Annotated in this window: 17 protein-coding genes and 1 pseudogene; 12 read left to right on the top strand and 6 right to left on the bottom strand. The window is 72.3% G+C overall.

The features are described 5' to 3' along the window. From B9S57_RS20235 to B9S57_RS20220, 4 genes and pseudogenes are all read left to right on the top strand, one after another. Positions 1 to 1,452: pseudogene (locus B9S57_RS20235) on the top strand (serine/threonine protein kinase); the annotation flags it as partial. A 117-nt stretch (positions 1,453 to 1,569) separates the two neighbouring features. Next, positions 1,570 to 3,240, top strand: coding sequence for a serine/threonine-protein kinase (locus tag B9S57_RS20230; RefSeq protein ID WP_103516970.1), 1,671 nt, complete (start codon positions 1,570 to 1,572; stop codon positions 3,238 to 3,240). A gap of 282 nt (positions 3,241 to 3,522) precedes the next feature. After that, positions 3,523 to 5,160 (top strand): succinic semialdehyde dehydrogenase, encoded by a 1,638-nt coding sequence (locus tag B9S57_RS20225; protein WP_103516969.1) that lies wholly within the window; start codon positions 3,523 to 3,525, stop codon positions 5,158 to 5,160. Positions 5,161 to 5,203: 43 nt separating this feature from the next. Then, complete coding sequence (locus B9S57_RS20220) at positions 5,204 to 7,042, top strand: GMC oxidoreductase (RefSeq protein WP_103516968.1); 1,839 nt, start codon at positions 5,204 to 5,206, stop codon at positions 7,040 to 7,042. Positions 7,043 to 7,112: 70 nt separating this feature from the next. Here B9S57_RS20220 and B9S57_RS20215 read toward each other — a convergent pair whose 3' ends face one another. Continuing rightward, positions 7,113 to 8,123 (bottom strand): LAETG motif-containing sortase-dependent surface protein, encoded by a 1,011-nt coding sequence (locus B9S57_RS20215; protein WP_103516967.1) that lies wholly within the window; start codon positions 8,121 to 8,123, stop codon positions 7,113 to 7,115. A 314-nt stretch (positions 8,124 to 8,437) separates the two neighbouring features. Between B9S57_RS20215 and B9S57_RS20210 the strand changes: the two genes are divergently transcribed. Then, positions 8,438 to 10,186 (top strand): peptidase, encoded by a 1,749-nt coding sequence (locus B9S57_RS20210; protein ID WP_103516966.1) that lies wholly within the window; start codon positions 8,438 to 8,440, stop codon positions 10,184 to 10,186. A 306-nt stretch (positions 10,187 to 10,492) separates the two neighbouring features. Here the strand turns inward: B9S57_RS20210 and B9S57_RS20205 are convergent, their stop codons facing one another. After that, positions 10,493 to 10,801 (bottom strand): chorismate mutase, encoded by a 309-nt coding sequence (locus B9S57_RS20205; protein WP_103516965.1) that lies wholly within the window; start codon positions 10,799 to 10,801, stop codon positions 10,493 to 10,495. Between the two features lie 315 nt (positions 10,802 to 11,116). Between B9S57_RS20205 and guaA the strand changes: the two genes are divergently transcribed. From guaA to B9S57_RS20185, 4 genes are all read left to right on the top strand, one after another. Next, positions 11,117 to 12,703: a glutamine-hydrolyzing GMP synthase gene (gene guaA / locus B9S57_RS20200; RefSeq protein ID WP_103516964.1), complete on the top strand. Its 1,587-nt coding sequence runs from the start codon at positions 11,117 to 11,119 to the stop codon at positions 12,701 to 12,703. Between the two features lie 10 nt (positions 12,704 to 12,713). Next, the gene (locus B9S57_RS20195; protein ID WP_374935969.1) at positions 12,714 to 12,929 is read left to right on the top strand and encodes a hypothetical protein; all 216 of its coding nucleotides are present in this window, start codon (positions 12,714 to 12,716) and stop codon (positions 12,927 to 12,929) included. A 128-nt stretch (positions 12,930 to 13,057) separates the two neighbouring features. Continuing rightward, positions 13,058 to 14,326 (top strand): hypothetical protein, encoded by a 1,269-nt coding sequence (locus tag B9S57_RS20190; RefSeq protein WP_103516963.1) that lies wholly within the window; start codon positions 13,058 to 13,060, stop codon positions 14,324 to 14,326. Positions 14,327 to 14,418: 92 nt separating this feature from the next. Beyond that, a complete protein-coding gene (locus tag B9S57_RS20185) occupies positions 14,419 to 14,928 on the top strand; it encodes a DoxX family protein (RefSeq protein WP_103516962.1) in 510 nt (169 codons plus the stop codon). Positions 14,929 to 14,947: 19 nt separating this feature from the next. Here B9S57_RS20185 and B9S57_RS20180 read toward each other — a convergent pair whose 3' ends face one another. Continuing rightward, complete coding sequence (locus B9S57_RS20180; RefSeq protein WP_103516961.1) at positions 14,948 to 15,199, bottom strand: hypothetical protein; 252 nt, start codon at positions 15,197 to 15,199, stop codon at positions 14,948 to 14,950. Continuing rightward, positions 15,186 to 16,520 carry a PspC domain-containing protein gene (locus tag B9S57_RS20175; protein ID WP_103516960.1) on the bottom strand — a complete coding sequence of 445 codons (1,335 nt, stop codon included), beginning with the start codon at positions 16,518 to 16,520 and terminating at the stop codon, positions 15,186 to 15,188. The genes B9S57_RS20180 and B9S57_RS20175 overlap by 14 nt, the downstream gene beginning before the upstream one ends. A 179-nt stretch (positions 16,521 to 16,699) precedes the next feature. Here B9S57_RS20175 and B9S57_RS20170 point away from each other — a divergent pair, with 179 nt between their 5' ends. Then, a complete protein-coding gene (locus B9S57_RS20170) occupies positions 16,700 to 17,992 on the top strand; it encodes an ATP-binding protein (RefSeq protein ID WP_103516959.1) in 1,293 nt (430 codons plus the stop codon). Next, positions 17,989 to 18,684 (top strand): response regulator transcription factor, encoded by a 696-nt coding sequence (locus B9S57_RS20165; RefSeq protein WP_103516958.1) that lies wholly within the window; start codon positions 17,989 to 17,991, stop codon positions 18,682 to 18,684. Before B9S57_RS20170 ends, B9S57_RS20165 begins: the two co-directional genes overlap by 4 nt. Before the next feature lie 13 nt (positions 18,685 to 18,697). Here B9S57_RS20165 and B9S57_RS20160 read toward each other — a convergent pair whose 3' ends face one another. Next, positions 18,698 to 19,453, bottom strand: coding sequence for a GNAT family N-acetyltransferase (locus B9S57_RS20160; protein WP_103516957.1), 756 nt, complete (start codon positions 19,451 to 19,453; stop codon positions 18,698 to 18,700). 12 nt (positions 19,454 to 19,465) lie between these two features. Continuing rightward, complete coding sequence (locus tag B9S57_RS20155) at positions 19,466 to 20,536, bottom strand: C40 family peptidase (RefSeq protein WP_103516956.1); 1,071 nt, start codon at positions 20,534 to 20,536, stop codon at positions 19,466 to 19,468. A 356-nt stretch (positions 20,537 to 20,892) separates the two neighbouring features. Here B9S57_RS20155 and B9S57_RS20150 point away from each other — a divergent pair, with 356 nt between their 5' ends. Then, the gene (locus tag B9S57_RS20150) at positions 20,893 to 21,246 is read left to right on the top strand and encodes a hypothetical protein (RefSeq protein ID WP_103516955.1); all 354 of its coding nucleotides are present in this window, start codon (positions 20,893 to 20,895) and stop codon (positions 21,244 to 21,246) included. Positions 21,247 to 21,273 lie beyond the last annotated feature (27 nt).

Genomic DNA, 21,273 nt, shown 5'->3' with positions numbered 1-21,273 from the left:
GGGCGCCCGGACCGGCTGCCCGCCGCGCGGGGGCCCGCAGGAGGGTGGGACGAGGTCGTCGCGGGAAGAGGCGACGCCCCCGCCTACCGGGGCCCGGCCACCCCGCTCGCCGCCGAACGCGCCCGGCAGGCCCGCATCGCCGTCGTCGGCGCCGTCACCGAGCGGTGGGCGCCCGAGCAGGCAGGCCCGGTCCACGACAACTGGCAGCTCGCCCCGCCCATCGGCCCCTCCACCGACCTGTGGGCGCTCGGCGCGCTGCTCTACCGCGCCGTGCAGGGCCACGCCCCGTATCCGGAGGAGAACGCCTCCGAGCTCGTCCAGATGGTCTGCGGTGAACCGCCGGCCTTCGCGGAGGAGTGCGGGCCGCTGAGGCCCGTCGTCGAATCGCTGCTGCGTCAGGACCCCACGGAGCGGCCCGACTTCGAGGAGCTGCGGGGCTGGCTGCGCTCCCTCGTGCGCTCGGCGCCCGAGCCCGAGGCCGGCACCGACATCGTCACGCTGCCGCCCGCCGACGCCACCCGCCTGCCGGTCGTACGCCGCCGGGGCGAGCTGGTGCGCCGCCGCCGCGGCCGGGGAGCGGCGCACGGCCGGCACCGCCAGGGAAAGCCGGGGCGCCGCGAGAGGCAGCAGGCGTACGAGCAGCCCCGGACGTTCGAGGAGCCGCCGGCCCCCGAGAAGCCGGCGCGCGCACCCCGCGAACCCAAGGGGCCCAGGGTGCTCCGCGAGCCGCAGCCCGGCGGTCGGGCGCCCCGGCGGCTCGGAAGGCTGCTGCTGGTGCTGATCCTGCTGGTGATGGCCGCCGCCGTCGCCTACGCGATGCTGTTCATGCCCGAGCGGGGATCGGGCACGGGCGCGGCGCCTTCGGACTCCGTCGCCCCGGCCGGACCGGAGCCCGGGAACAGCCCGTCGGCCGGGGCCACGGCGTCCTCCGGTACGTCCGAACCCTCGGCGTCCTCCGGTTCGCAGAAGCCGCAGACCAGTCGCTCCGCCGTCGCGCTCGCGCCGGGCTACAAGCTGCGCAAGGACGCCGAAGGCTTCGAGATCGGCGTGCCGGGCGACTGGCAGCGCAGCCCCGCCAACGCGGACCGTCAGATCCGGTACGGCAGCGACGGGTTCAGCGTGCTGATCGTCCCCGGGCGTGACACGGTCAAGGCCAACGGCAGTGATCCGCTGGACTACCAGCGCACCGCGGAGCCCGAGCTGAAGCCCTTCCGCGAGTCGAGCTGGGCCACGTCCACCGGTCTGCGCCGGGTCGACGTCGGCCGGCAGGCCATGGCCGAGGGGCAGTTCACCTGGCAGGAGAGCGGCGGCCGTCAGGTGTACGTCCGTAACCTGGCGATGATCGTGGACGGCAGGTACCACATCGTCCAGGTCATCGGTCCGGAGAACGAGCGGGACAAGGTCTCCGAGATCTACGAGCAGGTCATCTCCTCGTACCGCGTGGTCTCCTGACTGGGCGACAGCGGCACGCGACAAGCATCACAGTGCGGTCTCGTGGGCGGTGCGAGGTTCCGTGACACCGCCTCCCGTCCGTACCCTGTCGTCCCAAGGAACGGGGCGAGGACACACGTGGAACACGCGCAGGGCACGAATGCGGGGATCGTACTGGCCGGGCGGTACCGGCTGGGTGACGTTCTGGGGCGCGGCGGCATGGGCAAGGTCTGGCGCGCCCAGGACGAGGTGCTCCACCGGACCGTGGCCGTCAAGGAGCTGACGGCCGGACTGTACGTCGCCGAGGCGGACCGTGCCGTGCTGCATGCCCGCACGCAGAAGGAGGCGCGCGCGGCGGCCCGGATCACGCACCCGGGAGTCGTCACCGTCCACGACGTCATCGAGTACGACAACCGGCCCTGGATCGTCATGCAGTACGTCGACGGGCCCTCGCTCGCCGACGCGGTGAAGGAGTCCGGCGAGGTCGACCCGCGCGAGGCCGCCAGGATCGGGCTCCATGTGCTGAGCGCCCTGCGGGCCGCCCACGGTGCCGGAGTCCTGCACCGGGACGTGAAACCGGCCAACGTCCTGCTGGCCCGCGACGGGCAGGTCCTGCTGACGGACTTCGGGATCGCCGCGATCGAGGGCGACGCCACCATCACCAGGACCGGTGAACTGGTGGGGTCCATCGACTATCTGGCACCCGAGCGGGTGCGCGGCGGCGACCCGGGCCCCGCCTCCGACCTCTGGTCGCTGGGCGCCACGCTCTACGCGGCGGTCGAGGGCAGTTCGCCCTTCCGACGGACGTCCCCCATCTCCACCATGCAGGCCGTGGTCGCGGAGGAACCGCTCCCGCCGCTGCGCGGCGGCGCGCTGGCACCCGTGATCACCGCCCTGCTGCGCAAGGACCCCGCGGACCGTCCTACGGCCGAGGAGACGGAGCGGATGCTCCTGGACGCGATGGAGGGGCGCAAGCCCCGTGCCGCGCAGGCGCACGTGCCGACGCAGCGGGTCTCCGAGGAGGAGCTGCGCGCTCTCGCCGCCGGTGAGGACTCCACCGCCCGGCTCTCCCGTCCGCCGGACCCGCAGCCCGCGCTCCCGTACACCGCCGAGCCCGTCACCCGGCGCGGCGGGGGCCACTGGCGCACCGTCCTGGTGATCCTCGCGGTGGCCGCGCTGATCGGCGGGGCGGTGGGCCTGGTCATCAGGAATACCGGGGGCGGCGGGAGTACGTCCCCCGGCCCGGGGGAGAGCACCCAGGGCCAGGCCCCCGCCGGCTCCGCGTCCCCCGGGAACGACGGGGGCGACGGGAAGCCGCCCGCCGAGGACGAGCCCGCCTCGAAGGAGATACCCGACGGCTGGAGGAAGGTCACCGCCCCCGAGGGCTTCGGTCTCCTCCTCCCGGAGGGCTGGCAGCGGCGGACGGACGGCGAACAGATCGAGTACACCCCCGACGGCGGGACGCACAGCCTGCGGATAAGCCTCGATCCGCAGCCCGACTTCGGCACCTCGTACGCGCACATGCAGAGCATCGAGAAGGACCTGGCCAGGCGCCTGCCGGAGTACGGGCGTCTGACGCTGGAGAAGAACGTCTTCCGCGACCGCCCCGGCTCCCGCTGGGAGTTCACCTGGACCGAGTCCCAGGACCATCCGGGCCCGCGCTACGGCATCGACCAGATGTACTTCGCGGAGACGAACGGGCCCGAGTACGCGTTCTACATGACCGGCCCCGCGGAGGACCGGGCGGAGACACGGCAGCTCTTCGAGACCGTGCTGCGCGGCTGGGAACCGCCGGAGCAGCAGGGCTGAGGCGTCCGGCGGCGACACCCCGGCCGGTCCGGCGGCGACACCCCGGCCGATCAGGCGGCGACGGCCGGGGAGGACGTCGCCACCCGGGCGGCCGGGCGGCCGAACATTCACGATTCCTGACGCCCGATCCCGGGAGCGGCGGCAGATCGCCCCTGATCAGCGGTTATGCAGCCAGTGATCACTGGCTACATGGTCGGGTGCGGCAGGGGTCTCCGGCGGGGTCTGTGAAAACCTGTTACCCACGGGTACCCAAAGTGGGCGGGTGGACATACTCTCGCCCTCATGACGGACTCGCAGGCTTCCTCGACCACCTCCGCCGCCTCCGGCAGCCGCGTCGGCACCAATCCGGTGGCCGTCGCCCCGGCGGGCGCGCGCACCGCCGCCGACGTGGTCACACCCGAGGTGATCGCCCAGCTGACCCGTGGCGTCGTGGGCTCCGGCGCCACGCTCAACCACACCCCCTTCACCGGGGAGAAGCTGGCGGACCTTCCCGAGTCCACCCCCGAGGACGTCCGGACCGCCTTCGACCGGGCCCGTGCCGCCCAGCCCGCCTGGGCCGCGACCCCGGTCCGGGCCAGGGCGGCGGTGCTCCTGCGCTTCCACGACCTGATCCTGCAGCGCCAGTCCGAGGTCCTCGACCTCATCCAGCTGGAGACCGGAAAGGCCCGGCTGCACGCCCACGAGGAGGTGCTGGCCGTCGCCGTGTCGGCCCGGCACTACGGGCGCAGGGCCGCCGCCTACCTCAGGCCGAAGCGTCACACCGGGGTCGTTCCCACCCTGACCAAGGTCACCGAACTGCGCCAGCCGCGCGGCGTCGTCGGCCAGATCGCCCCCTGGAACTACCCGCTCGAACTCTCCGTCGGCGACGCGCTTCCCGCCTTCGTCTCCGGCAACGCCGTCGTGATGAAGCCCGACACGGAGACCGCGCTGACCGCGCTCTGGGCCCGTGACCTGCTGATCGAGGCCGGGCTGCCCGCCGAGGTGTTCCAGGTCGTCATCGGGGAGGGCCCCGTCGTCGGCCCCGAGGTGGTAGCCCACGCCGACTACGTCTCCTTCACCGGCTCGACCGCCACGGGCCGCGACGTCGCCCAGCGCGCGGCGGCGCGGCTGGTCGGGGTGTCGCTGGAGCTCGGCGGCAAGAACCCCATGCTGGTCCTGGCGGACGCCGACATCGAGAAGGCGGCCGAGGGCGCTGTCCGTGCCTGCTTCTCCTCGGCCGGCCAGCTCTGCATCTCCATCGAGCGGCTGTACGTCCACGCGTCCGTCGCGGACGCCTTCGTGGAGCGCTTCGCCGCCCGTACGAAGGCGATGCGGCTCGGCAACTCCCTCTCGTACGGGGCCGAGATGGGCTCGCTCGTCGGCGAGCGCCAGCTGGAGACCGTCAGCCGGCATGTCGCGGAGGCCGTGGAGAAGGGTGCCACGCTCGTCGCGGGCGGCGTCGCGCGTCCCGACATCGGCCCGCTCTTCTACGAGCCCACCATCCTCGACCACGTGCAGGAGCCGATGGCCGTCTGCACCCAGGAGACCTTCGGCCCGGTCGTCTCCCTCTACCGCTTCACCGACGAGGACGAGGCGGTGACCCTCGCCAACGCCACCCCCTACGGCCTCAACGCCAGCGTCTGGACCAAGGACTCCCGGCGCGGCCACCGGATCGCCGCCCGGCTGCGGGCGGGCACCGTCAACATCAACGAGGGCTACGCACCGGCGTACGGCAGTGTCCAGTCGCCCATGGGCGGCATGAAGGACTCCGGTCTCGGCCGGCGGCACGGCTCCGAGGGCATCCTGAAGTACACCGAGGCCCAGACGGTCGCCCAGCAGCGGCTGATGCCCCTCGCCCCGGCCTTCGGGCTGGACGACGAGAAGTACGCGGCCTTCATGAGCCGCAGCCTCAAGGCGATGAAGGCCTTCCGGCTGCGCTGATCCCCCTCACCCCTCACCTGCCCTTTCCGTACCGAGGAGAGTCATGTCCCAGGACAGCCCTGCCCAGAATCAGGCCGCCCCGGCCGCTCAGGCGGCGGACGACGACGCGTACGACTACGACGTCCTCGTCGTCGGTTCGGGCTTCGGCGGCGCGGTGTCGGCCCTGCGGCTGAGCGAGAAGGGATACCGGGTCGGCGTCCTGGAGGCGGGCCGCCGCTTCACGCGGGCGACCCTCCCCAAGAACTCCTGGGACATCAAGAACTACCTGTGGGCCCCGGCGTTCGGCCTGTTCGGCATCCAGCGGGTGCATCTGCTGGGCAAGGTGATGGTGCTGGCGGGCGCCGGCGTCGGCGGGGGCTCCCTCAACTACGCCAACACGCTGTACGTGCCGCCCGCGCCCTTCTTCGAGGACCGGCAGTGGTCCGGCATCACCGACTGGAAGGCCGAGCTGGACCCGTACTACGACCAGGCGAAGCGGATGCTCGGGGTGCGGCTCAACCCGACCATGACCCCGGCGGACGTCCACCTCAAGGCCGTCGCCGAGACCATGGGCGTCGGGGACACCTTCCACCTCGCCCCGGTCGGTGTCTTCTTCGGCGACGGGAAGGACGCCGACGGCACGGCGGACGCGAAGCCCGGCGGAGAGGTCGCCGACCCCTACTTCGGCGGTGCCGGACCCTCCCGCACGGCCTGCTCCGAGTGCGGCGAGTGCATGACGGGCTGCCGTCACGGAGCCAAGAACACCCTCAACGAGAACTACCTGTACCTCGCGGAGAAGACAGGGGCCGTCATCCACCCGATGACGTCCGTGGTCGGGGTCACCGACGACCCGGACGGCGGCTACCGGGTGTCGACCGTGCCGACCGACCGCCGCCGCAGGGCGAAGCCCTCCACCCTGCGGGCCCGGCAGGTGGTCGTCGCGGCGGGGACGTACGGCACCCAGACCCTGCTGCACACGATGAAGGACGAGGGGCTGCTGCCCCGGCTGTCGAACCGGCTCGGCGAGCTGACCCGCACCAACTCCGAGGGCCTGGTCGGCGCGCAGACCAGCGACCGCAGGTACCGCAAGAAGCACGGCACCGCCAAGGCCGACTTCACCCGGGGCGTCGCCATCACCTCGTCCATCCACCCCGACGAGAACACCCACATCGAGCCGGTCCGCTACGGCAAGGGGTCCAACGCGATGGGCGGGCTCACCATCCTCCAGGTGCCCTACAGCACCCACCGGGTGCTGAGCTGGTTCGGCAACGCGGCCAGGCACCCCCTGCTCATGATGCGTTCCCTCTCCAACCGGCGCTGGTCGGAGCGGACCATCATCGGTCTCGTCATGCAGTCGCTGGACAACTCGCTGACGGCGTACCGCAAGCCCGGCGGCCTCGGCAAGGGTCTGCTCACCGCCCGTCAGGGCCACGGCACGCCCAACCCGACGCAGATCGCCGAGGCCACCCAGGGCGCGACGCTGCTCGCCCAGGAGATCAACGGCTTCGCGGGGTCGAACATCGGGGAGCTCATGGGCACCCCGCTCACCGCCCACTTCCTCGGCGGCTGCCCGATCGGGGCGAGCGCCGAGGACGGTGTCATCGATCCGTACCACCGGCTGTACGGGCACCCCGGCATCTCCGTGGTCGACGGCTCCGCGGTCTCCGCGAACCTCGGCGTCAACCCGTCCCTGACGATCACGGCGCAGGCGGAGCGCGCCATGTCCTTCTGGCCCAACAAGGGCGAGAAGGACCCGCGTCCGGCGCAGGACGCGGAGTACGAGCGGCTCGCCGCGGTCGAGCCGACGTCGCCGGCGGTGCCGAAGGAGGCGTTCGGCGCGCTGAAGCTGCCGTTCCTGGGAATTCCGGCGGTGCCGCCGAAGAAGGCGGCGTCGGACGCCTGACCCCGGGAACGCGAAGGGGCTGCACCCCCCTCCGAGTGCAGCCCCTCCACGTACCTACCGGTGACGCGCCTTACGCGGCGGCGTCACCGTTGTTGCGGCGACGCACGAGGAACATCGCGCCGGCGCCCAGGACCACGGCAACGCCGCCCGCGAGGGCGAACACCGGGGTGCTGGAGGACGAACCGGTCTCGGCGAGGCTGCCGGTGACCTTGTTGGTGTCGCCGGCCGGCTTCTCCGAAGGCACGGGGATGCTGCCGCCCTCCTGGGGCTTCGTGCCGTCCTCGTCACCGGCCTTGACGATCTGGAACTTGTAGGCGACGTCCGTGAAGCACGGCGTGGCCTCGGTCTCCTCGCCGAAGACGAGCCCGCCGCCGAGGCTGAAGCCGGCACCCACGGGCGCGCTCGCCTCCACCTTGAGGCGCAGGGAGATGTCGACCTCGTAGCCGGGCTTGATCGAGTCGGTCTCGCCGACGTAACCGGACGAGGTGCCCAGCTCGTCCAGGTCCTCCCAGGTGCCGTCGGCCTCGTTGAGCGCCTGGAGACGGACCTGCTTGGAGGTGAAGAGCTGCTCGCCCGCCTTGTCGGCGGCGGCGCCCGCGAAGAACGCCACGTTCTTCACGGTCTTCTCGGAGCCGTTGTAGATGTTGAAGGTGAACCGGTCCCAGCCGCTGCCCCGGACGATCTTCCCGGCGAGGCCGTTGATGGAGAGATCGAGCGGACCCGGCTCGCACGTCGGGGTGGACTCGTCCTCGTCCTCGTCCTCGGTCTCGGAGGCGGTCGGCGTCGGCGTCGCGGACGCGGTCTCCGACTCGGTGGCGGTCGGGGTCGGGGAGGCCGTCTCCGGTGTGGTGCCCTCGGACGGCTGCGTCGCCTCCGGTGTCTCGGACGGAGTGGCCGACTCGGTGTTCTCCGGGGGCGCGGCCGGGGACGCCGTCTCGCTCGCCGTCTCGGTCGGCGCCGGAGAGGTGGTCTCGGTCGTCGTGGTCTCGGGGTCCGCGAACGCGGCCGGTGCCGAGAGCAGGACGACCGGGCCTATGACGGCGGTGGCGGCAGCGACTGCCAGGGTGCGGCGAAGCTTCATCTGGGGCCTCAGCAAGTCCGTGGTACCGCGTGGACCGCGGTACGGCGAAAGGAAAAGGGCGAACGGGCCGCCGTTGTGGGGTACGGAACGAGCCGGTGTGTTCGCCATGCATGACCTGTGAAGACCGGTAACGGTTGTCCCCCGTTTCACAGAATCTTTATGTGGTGCTCGCCACACCGGTCACAGCGGTCCCTTGTGTAGTCAATTCGTGATCTTGCCCGGCGCAACCGTTCAGGCCACTGCGCGGTCGAACCCGTACCGAGTCACAGCAGTCACAGCAGTCACACAGCTCCGCCGATGCCCAGAGGTTCGCGATGTCACGCATGTCCCCGAGAACAGCCCTGCGCCGCACGGCAGGCAGCCTGGCCGCCGCCGGGCTGCTCGCCGCCGGCTCACTCGCCGTCGCCACCCCGGCCCAGGCCGGGGACCCCGTCTTCACCCTGGGCGGGCCCGCCGAGACGGCCCTGCACCCCTACCCGGCGTCCGGGGCCCCGCAGAGGTCCTCGCTCGGACTGACCGTCCACAACCCGGATCCGGACGAGGAGAGCACGGGCTGGGAGGGCGAGGTGACCTACACCCTCGACTTCAGCGGCATCGAGGGCATCGCCCAGGTCCTCCCGCCCGAGGACACCGGCTCCGACTGCGAGATCACCGGAGCCACGGCCGTCTGCCACGACTGGGGCGTCTACGCCGGACTCAGCTCCATCGCCGACTTCGACCTCGCCGCGGCCAAGGGCAGCAAGGACGGGGCCTCCGGCACGATCGAGGTGACGGGATCGGCGGACGGAGCCACCTTCACGCCGTTCTCCACGAAGGTGACCGTCGGCGGGCCCGACCTGGTCATGCAGCAGCTCCCCTTCGACCAGGAGCTCAAGCCCGGCGACACACAGCCGGCACCGATCACCTTCACCAACCAGGGCACCACGGCCGCCGACGGCGTCCTGCTGACCCTGAGGTACTCCCGAGGGCTGGAGATCCCCGAGCAGTACGCCAACTGCGAGTACAACGGCGAGGCCGGCGACGACCCGTTCGACAGCTACGCCTGGGCCACCACCCTGTGCTTCGTCGAGGGCTCCTACGAGCCGGGCGCCACCTACACGCTGGGGGTGCCGCTCTCCGTCGAGGCCACCGAGCGGGCGTTCTACGACACCTTCATCTACCGCATCAACGAGGACAGCGGGGCGGAGCGCTCCGCGCAGCGAGCGGGCGCGTCCTTCACCCGCGGCACCGGCCCCCGGCTGACCCTGGAGAAGGTCACGTCCTCCGCCAGGAGCGCGGACCTCGACCCCTGGAACAACCAGCAGGAGGCCGACTTCCGCACCGAGAACACCGCGGACTTCGTGGCGGTGGGCGGCAAGGCCGAAGGCGCCGTGGGCGACACCGTCACGGCCGGCATCGGCTTCCGCAACGACGGACCCGCCTGGATCGGCTACATCCGCTCCGGTGAGCCCGTCGCCACCCTCGACTTCACCGTCCCCGAGGGCGCCGAGGTCACCGGCAAGCCGGACGCCTGCCGGGGCGTCACGGCCGACGGCAAGTACCGCGAGAACCAGAACGCCGCCCCGCGCTACGTCTGCGACACACGGATGACCGTGCGCGACGGGTCGGAGCGCACGTGGCCGTTCGACCTGAAGATCACCAAGGTGGTCCCGAACGCCTCCGGCGCCGTCCGGATCCGCAACACCTGGCTGCAGGACCCCGAGCTGCCCTTCGACGTGAAGCCGGCGAACAACACGGCGAAGCTGGTGCTCAACGACGACGGCACCGGATCCGGTGACACGGGCGGCACGTCGGGCGGCGCCACGACGGGGGGCGCATCCGGGGGCTCCACCGGCGGTGACACCGCGGGCTCCGGGACGGCCGGCACCGCGGGCACCTCGTCCGGATCGGACTCGGGCTCTGCCGGAACCACCGGTACGTCCGGCTCCGCGTCGCCGGACACGGACGGCGGCCTCGCCTCCACCGGCTCGGTCGCGCTGATGTCCTCCGCGGCCGCGGCGGTCGCGCTGGCCGTCGGCGGCACGCTGTACGTGACGACACGGCGCCGCGCCCGGCAGGGCTGACGCCGTCGTCCCGGACCGCCGTCACGACGGTCCGAAGGCGGCCGGTCCCGAGCGTCCCCGGGACCGGCCGCACAGGAGTGACCGGGCTGCTGTCCCCTGCGGACCGGTCACACGCGCCGGGCCGTGGTCCCACGACGTGCCTGCGGCACGTCACACGATCCGGCGGAGCCACGCGTGGATTCCCACCGATGCCGCCCCTGGATGGCACGGACACCTGGACCAACGAGGCCGTCCGGGCCCCGGTCACGCGCCGTACGGGTGAGACCGGGACCGAACGCGGGTGCGGCCGTACAGCCTTCCCTTAGGTCACACCCGGCCGCGGCACAGCTCCAACAGCGTCATGGCGAGTGCCGTGCCCGGCTTGCCCAGGGCCTCGCTGTAGTGGCTGAGGACGTCCATCTCCCGGGAGAGGTTCACCCGGCGGCCGCCCGACGTGATCCTGGCCTCCTGGATGACCGCCGAGACGGCCATCCGTTCCTGGACGAGACCGATGATCCGGTCGTCCAGGGCGTCGATGCGCGACCGGGCGTCGCCGATCAGGGACGCGGCCTCGTCGGTGTGTGCTCCGGTCCGCTCGGCGGCCGTCCTCGTGGGTGCGGTGCTGGTGCTGGTCATCTGTGACTCCCGGTGGGCTCGCGGCCCCCGGAACCACCTGGCCCGGAACGCCAGAACGCCCCGGACCTGTCGGTCCGGGGCGCCTTGGAGAAGTGCTCGTCAGTTGCTCAAGCAGCACGACCATGGCAGCCGGCGGACCGGGTGCCATAGGTAAAGACGAAGATCGTGTGCTGACGCATGGGCCCAGTATGGACCCCGTCCCCGGCCGGGACCACGCCGGGCCCGGATGGTGAGACGGGAGCCCGGCGGGGCGCCGTTCCACGGCCGGTAGAATTGGGAGGACCGACCCCCTCTCCACCGCCGGAAGGCCGCCCCGTGCCAGCAGCACCCCCCGCCGCCCCCGACACCACGACCGACGTCGTCCTGGTTGTCGACTTCGGCGCCCAGTACGCCCAGCTCATCGCCCGCCGCGTCCGTGAGGCCCGGGTCTACAGCGAGATCGTCCCGTCCACGATGCCCGTGGCCGAGATGCTGGCGAAGAACCCGCGGGCGATCATCCTCTCCGGCGGCCCGTCGTCGGTGTACGCGGAGGGCGCGCCCAGCCTGGACCGCGCGCTGTTCGAGGCCGGGGTCCCGGTCTTCGGCATGTGCTACGGCTTCCAGCTGATGGCCACCACTCTCGGCGGCACGGTCGACGACAACGGCGCGCGCGAGTACGGCCGCACCTCCCTCGCCGTGTCCAAGGCGGGCTCCACCCTCTTCGAGGGCACGCCCACCGAGCAGTCGGTCTGGATGTCGCACGGCGACGCCTGCTCCGCCGCCCCCGAGGGCTTCACCGTCACCGCGTCCACGGACGTCGTGCCGGTCGCGGCCTTCGAGAACGACGAGAAGAAGCTCTACGGCGTCCAGTACCACCCGGAGGTCATGCACTCGACCTTCGGCCAGCAGGTCCTGGAGCACTTCCTCTACCGGGGCGCGGGCATCGAGCCGACCTGGACGACCACCAACGTCGTCGAGGAGCAGATCGCCCTGATCCGCGAGCAGGTCGGCGACAAGCGCGCCATCTGCGGCCTCTCCGGCGGTGTGGACTCCGCGGTCGCCGCGGCCCTCGTGCAGAAGGCCATCGGCTCGCAGCTCACCTGCGTGTACGTCGACCACGGTCTGATGCGCAAGGGCGAGACCGAGCAGGTCGAGAAGGACTTCGTCGCCGCGACCGGCGCCAAGCTGAAGGTCGTCGACGCGGAGAAGCGCTTCCTCGACGCCCTGGCCGGTGTGTCCGACCCGGAGCAGAAGCGGAAGATCATCGGTCGCGAGTTCATCCGCGTCTTCGAGCAGGCCCAGCTGGAGATCCTCCAGGAGGACGGCCCCGAGGTCGCCTTCCTCGTCCAGGGCACCCTCTACCCGGACGTCGTCGAGTCCGGCGGCGGCACCGGCACGGCCAACATCAAGTCCCACCACAACGTGGGCGGACTCCCCGACGACATCGAGTTCCAGCTCGTCGAGCCGCTGCGCCAGCTGTTCAAGGACGAGGTCCGGATGGTCGGCCAGGAGCTCGGCCTGCCCGAGGAGATCGTCCAGCGCCAGCCGTTCCCGGGCCCCGGCCTCGGTATCCGTATCGTCGGCGACGTCACCAAGGAGCGGCTCGACCTGCTGCGCGAGGCCGACGCCATCGCCCGCGAGGAGCTGACCGCGGCCGGCCTGGACCGCGACATCTGGCAGTGCCCCGTGGTCCTGCTCGCGGACGTCCGCAGCGTCGGTGTCCAGGGCGACGGTCGCACCTACGGCCACCCGATCGTGCTGCGCCCGGTCTCCTCCGAGGACGCCATGACGGCCGACTGGTCGCGCCTGCCGTACGAGACGCTGGCGAAGATCTCCACCCGCATCACCAACGAGGTCGCCGACGTCAACCGCGTGGTCCTCGACGTGACGAGCAAGCCGCCGGGGACGATCGAGTGGGAGTGACCCCACCTCCGTGACCTCCGGGTCAACGCCGCTGCCGTCGCTCATTCGTCTGAGCGGCGGCAGCGTCGTATCCACCGACATCGGGCGCGGCGAACGCTGGGCACCGGCCCACCCCGGACACCCTCTGCACGACGGGGTGACGGAAGCCGTCGACGCCCGCCGCACCGGGTACCACGGGGGACACCGCGGCACGCTCGGCCTCGCCCACCTCGTGCTCGGCGCCTGAGAATCGCACATTTCCACGACACGCGCCCACGGCCCGCCCCGATGTGGGGCGAGCCCACTCCGTACGGCACAATTCGCAGAAATCACAGACGAGTTGGTTCCACAGGGCGGGAAAGGGCGGCGTTCTCCGTGGCGTTGGACGAGGCGAGGGCGAAAAGCGCGCACGGCGGTGGCTGTACGTGCGGCGACTGCCCGCACGGGGCACACCGAGGACACCGGCGCGCGGTGGCGGCCTTCCTCGCCAAACGGGACGAACTCGCCGCGGGCCAAGGCCTGCCCGCCGGGGTCGCCCAGTCCGTGTCCGCCTCCCGCCAGTGGGTGTCGGACGAGCTGACCGAGTCGGCCCGCGCCGTCGCCGAGCGGAGCCGCGAGGCCGGTGACGCCTGGCTCCACACCCTCTGGCAGCGCACCCTGGCCGTGGTCTGGGGCGGCGTCGCCCTCCTGGTCGTCGGCGAGGCCGTCACCGCCATCGGCGCCGGCTGGTCCACCGCCCGTACGGCGGGCCTGATCGCGGCACTCGTCACCGCGGGCCTGCTGACCGGCGCCGCCCGCGTTCACCGGGCCCGGGGTGGTCTCCTCGCCCCACTGATCGGCGAGGACAACCGGCTCTCCACCTCGCGCACCGTCGCGGCCTCCTGGGTGCTGCTGGCCGCCTTCGCCGTACTCGTCCTCGCCCTGCAACTGGCCGGAGCGTCCGACCACGCCGACCGGGATTCCCTGATCGAGGGCCTCGACCTGATGCGCTCGGCCGGCGTGCTGACCGTGCTCGCGCTGGTGTGCGCCGTCGCCGTCGTCGTACGCCGGGTGGTGACCGTACGCGTCCTGGCCCAGCGGCTGCAGAAGCTGCGCGCCGACCGCCCGCGGGCCGCCGACCTGCTGACCGACGACTCCGGGCGCGGCAGCTTCACCGACGTGCAGTACGTACTGGTCAGCGCCGTGGCCGTGCTGTTCGCCGCGGTCCGTCTGGCCCGTCGGCCCGAGCAGTTGCCTGACCTGCCGTGGGGCCTGGCGGTCCTGGTGGGCGTCTCCGCGGCGACGTACTTCGCCGGGAAGTACGCGGAGGGCGGGCGTCCCGTCGTCCTCTCGGTCGTCAGGGCCAGGGAGGCCGGGGACCTGGACGCCCCGATCCGTACCGGCGACGACATCGAGATCCGTGGTGCGGGATTCGTCCCGCCCGGCGCCGGCAGCCCCGACCGGCTGGCACGGGTGGTCGTCCGGATCGGACGCGTGCATGTACACGTCCCCCTGATCCCGGTCACCGGCGGCTTCGCCAACCCGTCGGACACCGTGCTCACCGTGCCCGTACCGGTCGAGGTCGAACCCGGCGCCGTGGAGGTACAGGTCGTCACGGCGGCGGGCGTGGAGACGAACTCCTGCCTCATCGACGTCACGGACTGAACCGCGCCGCGCTCCGAGCCGTGCACCTGGTGAGCGGCACCGAACCGGCGTACGTATGGTCTCTCGAAGGGCCAACCGAGAGCGGGGCAGTGATGCACGGGTACAGGGGCGGTTCCTACGGGCTGGACGAGCCGAGGAGTCTCAGGGACAGGGCGGGGCGGTACGCGCTGCTGCCCCTGCGGATCTTCCTCGGCGTCACCTTCGTCTACGCGGGGCTCGACAAGCTGACCGACAGCGCCTTCCTGTCGGCGAGCGGCCCGGGCTCCATCGGCGAGATGATGAACGGCGTACGTGACAGCGCGGCGATCCCCGGCCTCGTCGACCTGGCGCTGAAGAGCCCCGAAGGGTTCGGTCACGCCATCGCGATCGGCGAGCTCCTCGTCGGCCTCGGCACCCTCGCCGGTCTGTGGGCGCGCCTCGCCGCCCTCGGAGGCGCGCTGATCTCGCTGAGCCTGTGGCTGACCGTCAGCTGGCAGGCGACGCCGTACTACTACGGCAATGACCTGGTCTACCTCATGGCCTGGCTGCCACTGCTGCTGGCCGGTGCGCCGTATTGGTCGGTGGACGCCCTGCGGGGGAGCCGGCGGCCCGGGCGGATCTGAGGGGGCACCCCCGTGGCGGTCAGCCGGCGCCCGAGGGCCCCGGCTCCGCCGTGTTCTCCGCCGACGACCTCGTCGCCGTACGCCGGCGCCGCACCCTGTAGTTCACCCAGGTCACCGTGGCCGCGAGCCACAGGCCGCCGAGGAGCACGGGGGCGTAGAACGTCCACGGGGCGTTCCAGGTCCCGGCCGCGTCCGCCGCGTATCCTCCCGCCAGGGTCAGCATGACCAGGCCCGCCACCGCGCGGCCCGGCCTGATCTCATGACGCAGCACGGGTTACCTCCAGTTGTCCGACGCCGATTCCCATGCCCAGTTCGATCGTGCCGGCGGGCGGTGCGTCCCCGGTGGGGACGATGGTCCGGCGGGTGTGGCGGTCGGGGGCGATGTCCACGTCCTTGCGCAGGTCGGACGGCAACCGGACGTCGCCCAGGCCCGCCTCCGCGTCCACCTTCACCGTCACCCCGGCAGGGACGACGACGACCGCGCGGCCTGCGCCGACCTCGACGCGGGTGCTCAGGGTCCCGCCCTTCGGGAGGCTGACCCGGGACAGGTCGAGTTTCGCGTCTCCCAGGCCCAGCTTGTACAGGGGCTCGACCGCTGTGGCCGAGGCCGGCCGCCATTCCTCACGTACCCAGTCGGTGCCGATGTCCTGCGGGACCACGGAGGCGCCCGCCAGGAGCCCCGCTGTGATCACGGCCAGCACGATCGTGCCGAAGCCGGTCCTGCCGAGGACGGAGGCGATCAGCAGACCGAGGCCGAACACCCCGAGTGCGGCGGCGAGCCCGGTCTGCAGGCTTGTCCCCAGCGGATGGGCATCCCAGCTCAGCCCCGTGCCCAGACCTCCCGCGACCAGGGCGAGGAGGAAGACGAGGCCGCCGATCGAGCGCGGGCCCCGGGTGCCCGGCACGCGCGGGGGGCGTCGGTGCGGGGCGTTCGCCGCCGCCTCGCTCCGGCCGGGCTCCGCCGCCTGGGACGCCGCGCTCGCCGGTCCCCAGAGATAGCCGGTGCTCATGGGACCGGTCGTGCCGTCCTTGACGATCGGGTCCCGCCACCAGGACGGGCCGACCGCCGTGGGCGGCGCCTTCACCTCGGGCGGCGCGCCGTGGCCGGTGGTGTGCGGCGTACCTCCGGGGACGTGCGGCGCGGTGCCCGGCGCCTCCTCCGGGAAGCCCGCCCTGCGGTGCTGGGTCCAGACGGAGAAGCCGACGACGGTCAGCGACAGCATCGCGGCGAAGGCGAGCATCCCGCCGTTGTGCAGCATCGACAGCAGCAGCCCGCAGCCCACCAGGGCCAGCAGCAGGGCGATCAGGGAGGCGCCCTCGACCCGGCCCGAGAGCAGCCGGCGCGCCTCGTTCTCGTCCTCGCCGTCCACGGGGAGCAGAAGCCACGCGAAGCCGTAGAAGATCAGGCCGATGCCGCCCGTCACCGCGAGGACACCGAGCACGATCCGGAAGATCACCGGGTCCACGTCGCAGTACCGGCCGAGCCCGCCGCAGACCCCGGCCACCACCTTCTGCCGCTTGCTGCGCTGCAGCCGCGGTGCCGGTTCGGGGGGTGGGGCGACGCCGGGGGAGGCGTCCTGGGGAACGGTCATGGCTCCATGGTGACGGCACGTACGCCCTCATGGGGCCCGCGGCGACCCTGGCCCGTCCCTGATTTTGCGCCCCTGACACGCCCGGGGCCCTCGCCCGGGGCCCTCGGCTCTCGGCCCTCAGGGTCGAGTCCGGGCAGACCCTGATGCCACGACCCGCCGGAACGTGTGACGATCGGTCCATGCCAGCAGCCACGACCCGAGCGCCGAGCTCCCACGCCCCGGATCCGGAGGAGCCGGCGCCGCGGAAGCTGTACCGCAGCGCCGACGGACGGATGCTCGGCGGTGTCGCGCGCGGGCTCGCCGGGCATCTGGGGCTGCCCGTCGTGTGGGTCCGGTTCGTCTTCCTCGGGCTGTTCTTCGCGGACGGCCTGGGTGCCCTGCTCTACGCGGTGTTCTGGATCGTCGTACCGCTCGGTGTCGGCGGGGTCGGCGGGGTGGAGAACCGGTCCCTCTTCGAGACCGCCCCGGACGGCCGTCGCAGACTGCGCAAGCCCGACAAGGGCCAGGTCTTCGCCCTGGTCGCCCTGCTCGTCGGTGCCGTGTCCTTCGTCGGCAACGTCGACATGGGCAGCAAGGCGGACCGCTACGTCTGGCCGGCGCTGCTGATCGGCGCCGGTTCCGTCCTCGTGTGGCGCCAGGCCGACAACGCCCGGCGCGCCCGGTGGATGGAGGTCGGCGGCCGCCGCCGTGTCCTGCACCTGGCCCGCGGGCTGGCCGGCGTCGCACTCGTCGGCCTCGGCCTCGCCGCCTTCATGGTGGTCCGGGGATCGGCGGCCCAGCTGGGCACCGCGCTGACCGCCGCCATCGCCGTGCTCACCGGCATCGCGCTCCTCGCGGGCCCCTACCTGGTGCGGATGACGCAGGACCTGTCCGAGGAACGCCTGATGCGTATCCGCGCCCAGGAGCGTGCCGAGGTCGCCGCCCACGTCCACGACTCCGTCCTCCACACGCTCACGCTGATCCAGCGCAACGCGGACGACGGCGGCGAGGTCCGCAGGCTCGCCCGTGCGCAGGAACGCGAGCTGCGCAACTGGCTGTACAACCCCGAGGGCACCGGGAAGGACGAGGCCGAGGAACCGTCGAGCCTCGCCGAGGCGGTCAAGCGTGCCGCCGCCGAGGTCGAGGACAAGCACGGCGTCCCGCTGGAGGTCGTCGTCGTCGGGGACTGCCCGCTCGACGAGAAGGTGGCGGCACAGATGCAGGCCGCACGCGAGGCGATGGTCAACGCCGCCAAGTACGGTGGCGAGGGCGGTGCCGTCCAGGTGTTCGCGGAGGTCGAGGGCCGCACGGTCTTCGTCTCCGTGCGGGACCGGGGCCCGGGGTTCGACCTGGATTCCGTCCCGGGCGACAGGATGGGCGTACGAGAATCGATCATCGGCCGGATGCAGCGCAACGGCGGTACGGCGCGGCTGCGTTCGGTGCCCGGCGGGGGCACGGAAGTCGAGCTGGAGATGGAGAGGGCGAGCGAATGACCGAGAACACCGAAGCGACCGGAGGCCCGGAGCGCCGGGTACGGGTCGTGCTCGTCGACGACCACCGGATGTTCCGCACCGGGGTGCAGGCCGAGATCGGCCGCACCGAGGAGACCGGGGTCGAGGTGGTCGGCGAGGCCGCCGACGTCGACCAGGCGGTCACCGTGATCACCGCGACCCGCCCCGAGGTCGTTCTGCTGGATGTCCACCTCCCGGGAGGCGGCGGCGTCGAGGTGCTGCGGCGCTGCGCCCCGATGATGGGCGCGGTCGAGAACCCGGTGCGCTTCCTGGCCCTGTCGGTCTCGGACGCCGCCGAGGACGTCATCGGGGTCATCCGCGGCGGCGCCCGGGGCTATGTCACCAAGACCATCACCGGCGCCGACCTGGTCGACTCCGTCTTCCGGGTACAGGACGGCGACGCGGTGTTCTCGCCCCGGCTGGCCGGGTTCGTCCTCGACGCGTTCGCCTCGACGGACGCGCCGCCGGTCGACGAGGACCTGGACCGGCTGACGCAGCGCGAGCGCGAGGTGCTGCGGCTGATCGCCCGGGGATACGCGTACAAGGAGATCGCCAAGCAGCTCTTCATCTCGGTGAAGACCGTCGAGTCGCACGTCTCGGCCGTGCTGCGCAAGCTCCAGCTCTCCAACCGGCACGAGCTGACCCGGTGGGCGACGGCTCGGCGGTTGGTCTGAGCCGCGGGCGCGCTCAGGCGGGATCGAGCGAGATGTTGAGCTTCTCGCCCGTCCTGCGGTAGCCGATGCTCGCGTAGATCCGCTCGACGTCGGGGCCGCCGGGCTCCAGCCACACGGTGCGGAAGCCGCGCTCGAAGGCGGTGCGGGTCAGCCAGGCGGAGAGGGCCGCGCCCACCCCCCGTCGGCGGAACGCGTCGGCCACGGCCAGGCCCGCCAGTTCGCCGATCCCGTCGGCCGGCGCGGAGCATCCGCCCGCTCCGGCGGGCAGTCCGCCCATGGTGGCCAGGGCCGAGACGCCGCCGTCCGCGGTCGCGCCCCGCAGCCAGGCGATCTCACCGTCGTCGGGGCCGCCCTCGCCGCCGAACCCGGTGTGCTGGACGGCGGCGGCGGAGGCGAACTCGTCGGTGGTGACCGGCTCGGCGATACGGAGGCCGTCGACCGGCTTCGGCGCGAGGAGCCCGTCGACGGCGCAGGCCATCACCGGGGCGCGGCTCTCCTCGGTGAACCCTGCTGCCAGCAGAGCCGGTTCGACGGCGGGTGCCCAGGCCGGCAGGAACTCCAGCCGTGGCAGCCGGTCGTGCTCACGGAACGCCTCGACCAGACCGGCGATGTCCCGTTCCGTGGGTTCGGCGCCCTGGTCGGGGATGGCGTAGTTGGCGAACTTCAGTTCCCAGCCCGGATTGTGGCGCACCGTGAACGGGCCCACCCGGTAGTGGTCCGGGGATCGGAGGGTGAGCGTACGCACGTAGTTCTGGATGGCTGTGTCCATGAGGCCGGGAGCCTATGCGACACGGGTGGCCCCCGCGAAGGGCATTTCGGAGATCGGCGCGATACGTACGGGTGCGCCCGGGCGGGGGGCGTGGATCATCTGGCCGCCGCCGATGTAGAGCCCGACATGGGTGACGCCGGGGTAGAAGAACACCAGGTCCCCGGGGGCGAGTTCGGAGCGCGAGACGCGCTGTCCGGCGTTGATCTGGGTGTACGTCGTGCGGGGCAGGGACACACCTGCGTCCCGCCAGGCGGCCTGGGTGAGGCCGGAGCAGTCGAAGGAGGCGGGCCCGGTGGCGCCCCAGACGTACGGCTTGCCGAGCGCCCCGTACGCGAAGTCGACGGCCTGCGCGGCGCGGGCGTTGGGAGCGGCGACCGACCCGCGCGGGGCGCTCCGGTCGGCGCGGGTGGCGGTGCCGCCGTGCGCGGCGTCGGCGGAGCGCTCGTAGCCGGCGCGCTGCTCGGCGGTGAGGGTGGCCAGCAGCTTCCGGGCGTCGGCGAGCTTGGTGCGGACCTCGTCCTTGTGCTTCTTCAGGTCGGCCCGTCGGGAGGCGAGCACCGCGAGCTCGTCCTCGGCCCGGGCGCGCAGCTGGGCGATGTCGCCGATCTGCCGGCGTACGCCGTTGATCGCACCCGCCTGCCGGTCGCCCGCCCGGTCCTCGTAGGAGGCGCGCTCCAGATACTGGTCGGGGTCCGAGGACAGGGCCAGCCGGACGGCGGGGTCGATGCCGGCGCTGCGGTACTGGGCGGTGGCGTACGCGCCGAGGGCGTCGCGCGCGGTGTTGAGCCGCTCGGTCCTGCGGGCTGCCTCGTCGCGCAGTGCGTCGAGGGACTTCTCGGAGGCGGCGGCCTTCTCCTTCGCGCCGTTGTACTTCTCGGTGGCGGCCTCGGCGTCGTGGTACAGCCGGTCGACCTTGGCCCCGACCTGGGCCGGGGTGAGCTGGGGATCCGCCTGGGCCGCGCCTTCGAGGGCGGTGGCGGTCGCGGCCCCGGCGAGGGCGAGAGTCGCTGCGGTGCGGGCAGCAGGCCCGGTGAACAGGCGCTGCTTGGGCTTGCGGTGAGCGGCTTTTCGATCGGCGGCCACGGGGGTGGTGCGTCCTTCCGTTCGACTGCCCGTCGGGGGGTACCGGCGGGCCCGCCGGGGTCCGGTGGCGGGCCACCACAGGGGGGAGTGGCCCGCCGCCGGATTCCTGGCGGGGTGACCGGCACGCCGCCCGGTACGGGGGCGGCGGTGCAGAGCCGGTCACCTGGGAGGACGCTAAACCCGGCACACAGGGAAGAGGCGTAATGACATGTATTGCCCTCATGTGCTGTTTCGTTTCTCGAAGATGACCGGAAAAATCAACCGGACTCCGGCAATTCGCTCAGGCTCGGGATGAACTCATCAGTAAGTCGTACCTTGCCGAAGAGTGGTGATATGGCCGTGGTTAGGCTGCGGCCATGGACGTACTCATCAATGTCTTCGTGGCCCTGCACATCATCGGTATCGCCTCCCTGCTGGGCGGCTTCCTGACCCAGATGAAGGCCATGGGGGCGGGCGCGGCCCGCTTCGTCCCCGCCATGCTGCACGGCGCGCTCACCATGCTCGTCACGGGTGTCGCCCTGGTCGGGCTCGACCAGGCCGACGACCAGAGCGTGAACAACATCAAGATCGGCGTCAAGCTGCTGGTCCTGATCGTGATCCTGGCGCTCGTCTACGTGAAGCGGGACGACGAGAAGGCCGGCAAGGGGGCGTTCGCCGCGGTCGGCGGGCTGACCGTCGCCAACATCTTCATCGCCACGCTCTGGACCTGAGCGGGACGGGGCCGGTCCGGGGGTGGG

The sequence above is a fragment of the Streptomyces sp. SM10 genome (assembly GCF_002910915.1).
Lineage (GTDB): Bacteria > Actinomycetota > Actinomycetes > Streptomycetales > Streptomycetaceae > Streptomyces.
This window is presented reverse-complemented; position numbering and strand designations above follow the sequence as displayed.

Bases quoted from the DNA above. Each gene is read 5' to 3' on its own strand.
- B9S57_RS20220 (WP_103516968.1), top strand. From the start codon at position 5,204: ATGTCCCAGGACAGCCCTGCCCAGAATCAGGCCGCCCCGGCCGCTCAG.
- B9S57_RS20165 (WP_103516958.1), top strand. From the start codon at position 17,989: ATGACCGAGAACACCGAAGCGACCGGAGGCCCGGAGCGCCGGGTACGG.
- B9S57_RS20150 (WP_103516955.1), top strand. From the start codon at position 20,893: ATGGACGTACTCATCAATGTCTTCGTGGCCCTGCACATCATCGGTATC.
- B9S57_RS20205 (WP_103516965.1), bottom strand. From the start codon at position 10,801: ATGACCAGCACCAGCACCGCACCCACGAGGACGGCCGCCGAGCGGACC.
- B9S57_RS20215 (WP_103516967.1), bottom strand. From the start codon at position 8,123: ATGAAGCTTCGCCGCACCCTGGCAGTCGCTGCCGCCACCGCCGTCATA.
- B9S57_RS20185 (WP_103516962.1), top strand. From the start codon at position 14,419: ATGCACGGGTACAGGGGCGGTTCCTACGGGCTGGACGAGCCGAGGAGT.
- B9S57_RS20170 (WP_103516959.1), top strand. From the start codon at position 16,700: ATGCCAGCAGCCACGACCCGAGCGCCGAGCTCCCACGCCCCGGATCCG.
- B9S57_RS20225 (WP_103516969.1), top strand. From the start codon at position 3,523: ATGACGGACTCGCAGGCTTCCTCGACCACCTCCGCCGCCTCCGGCAGC.
- B9S57_RS20210 (WP_103516966.1), top strand. From the start codon at position 8,438: ATGTCACGCATGTCCCCGAGAACAGCCCTGCGCCGCACGGCAGGCAGC.
- B9S57_RS20175 (WP_103516960.1), bottom strand. From the start codon at position 16,520: ATGACCGTTCCCCAGGACGCCTCCCCCGGCGTCGCCCCACCCCCCGAA.
- B9S57_RS20160 (WP_103516957.1), bottom strand. From the start codon at position 19,453: ATGGACACAGCCATCCAGAACTACGTGCGTACGCTCACCCTCCGATCC.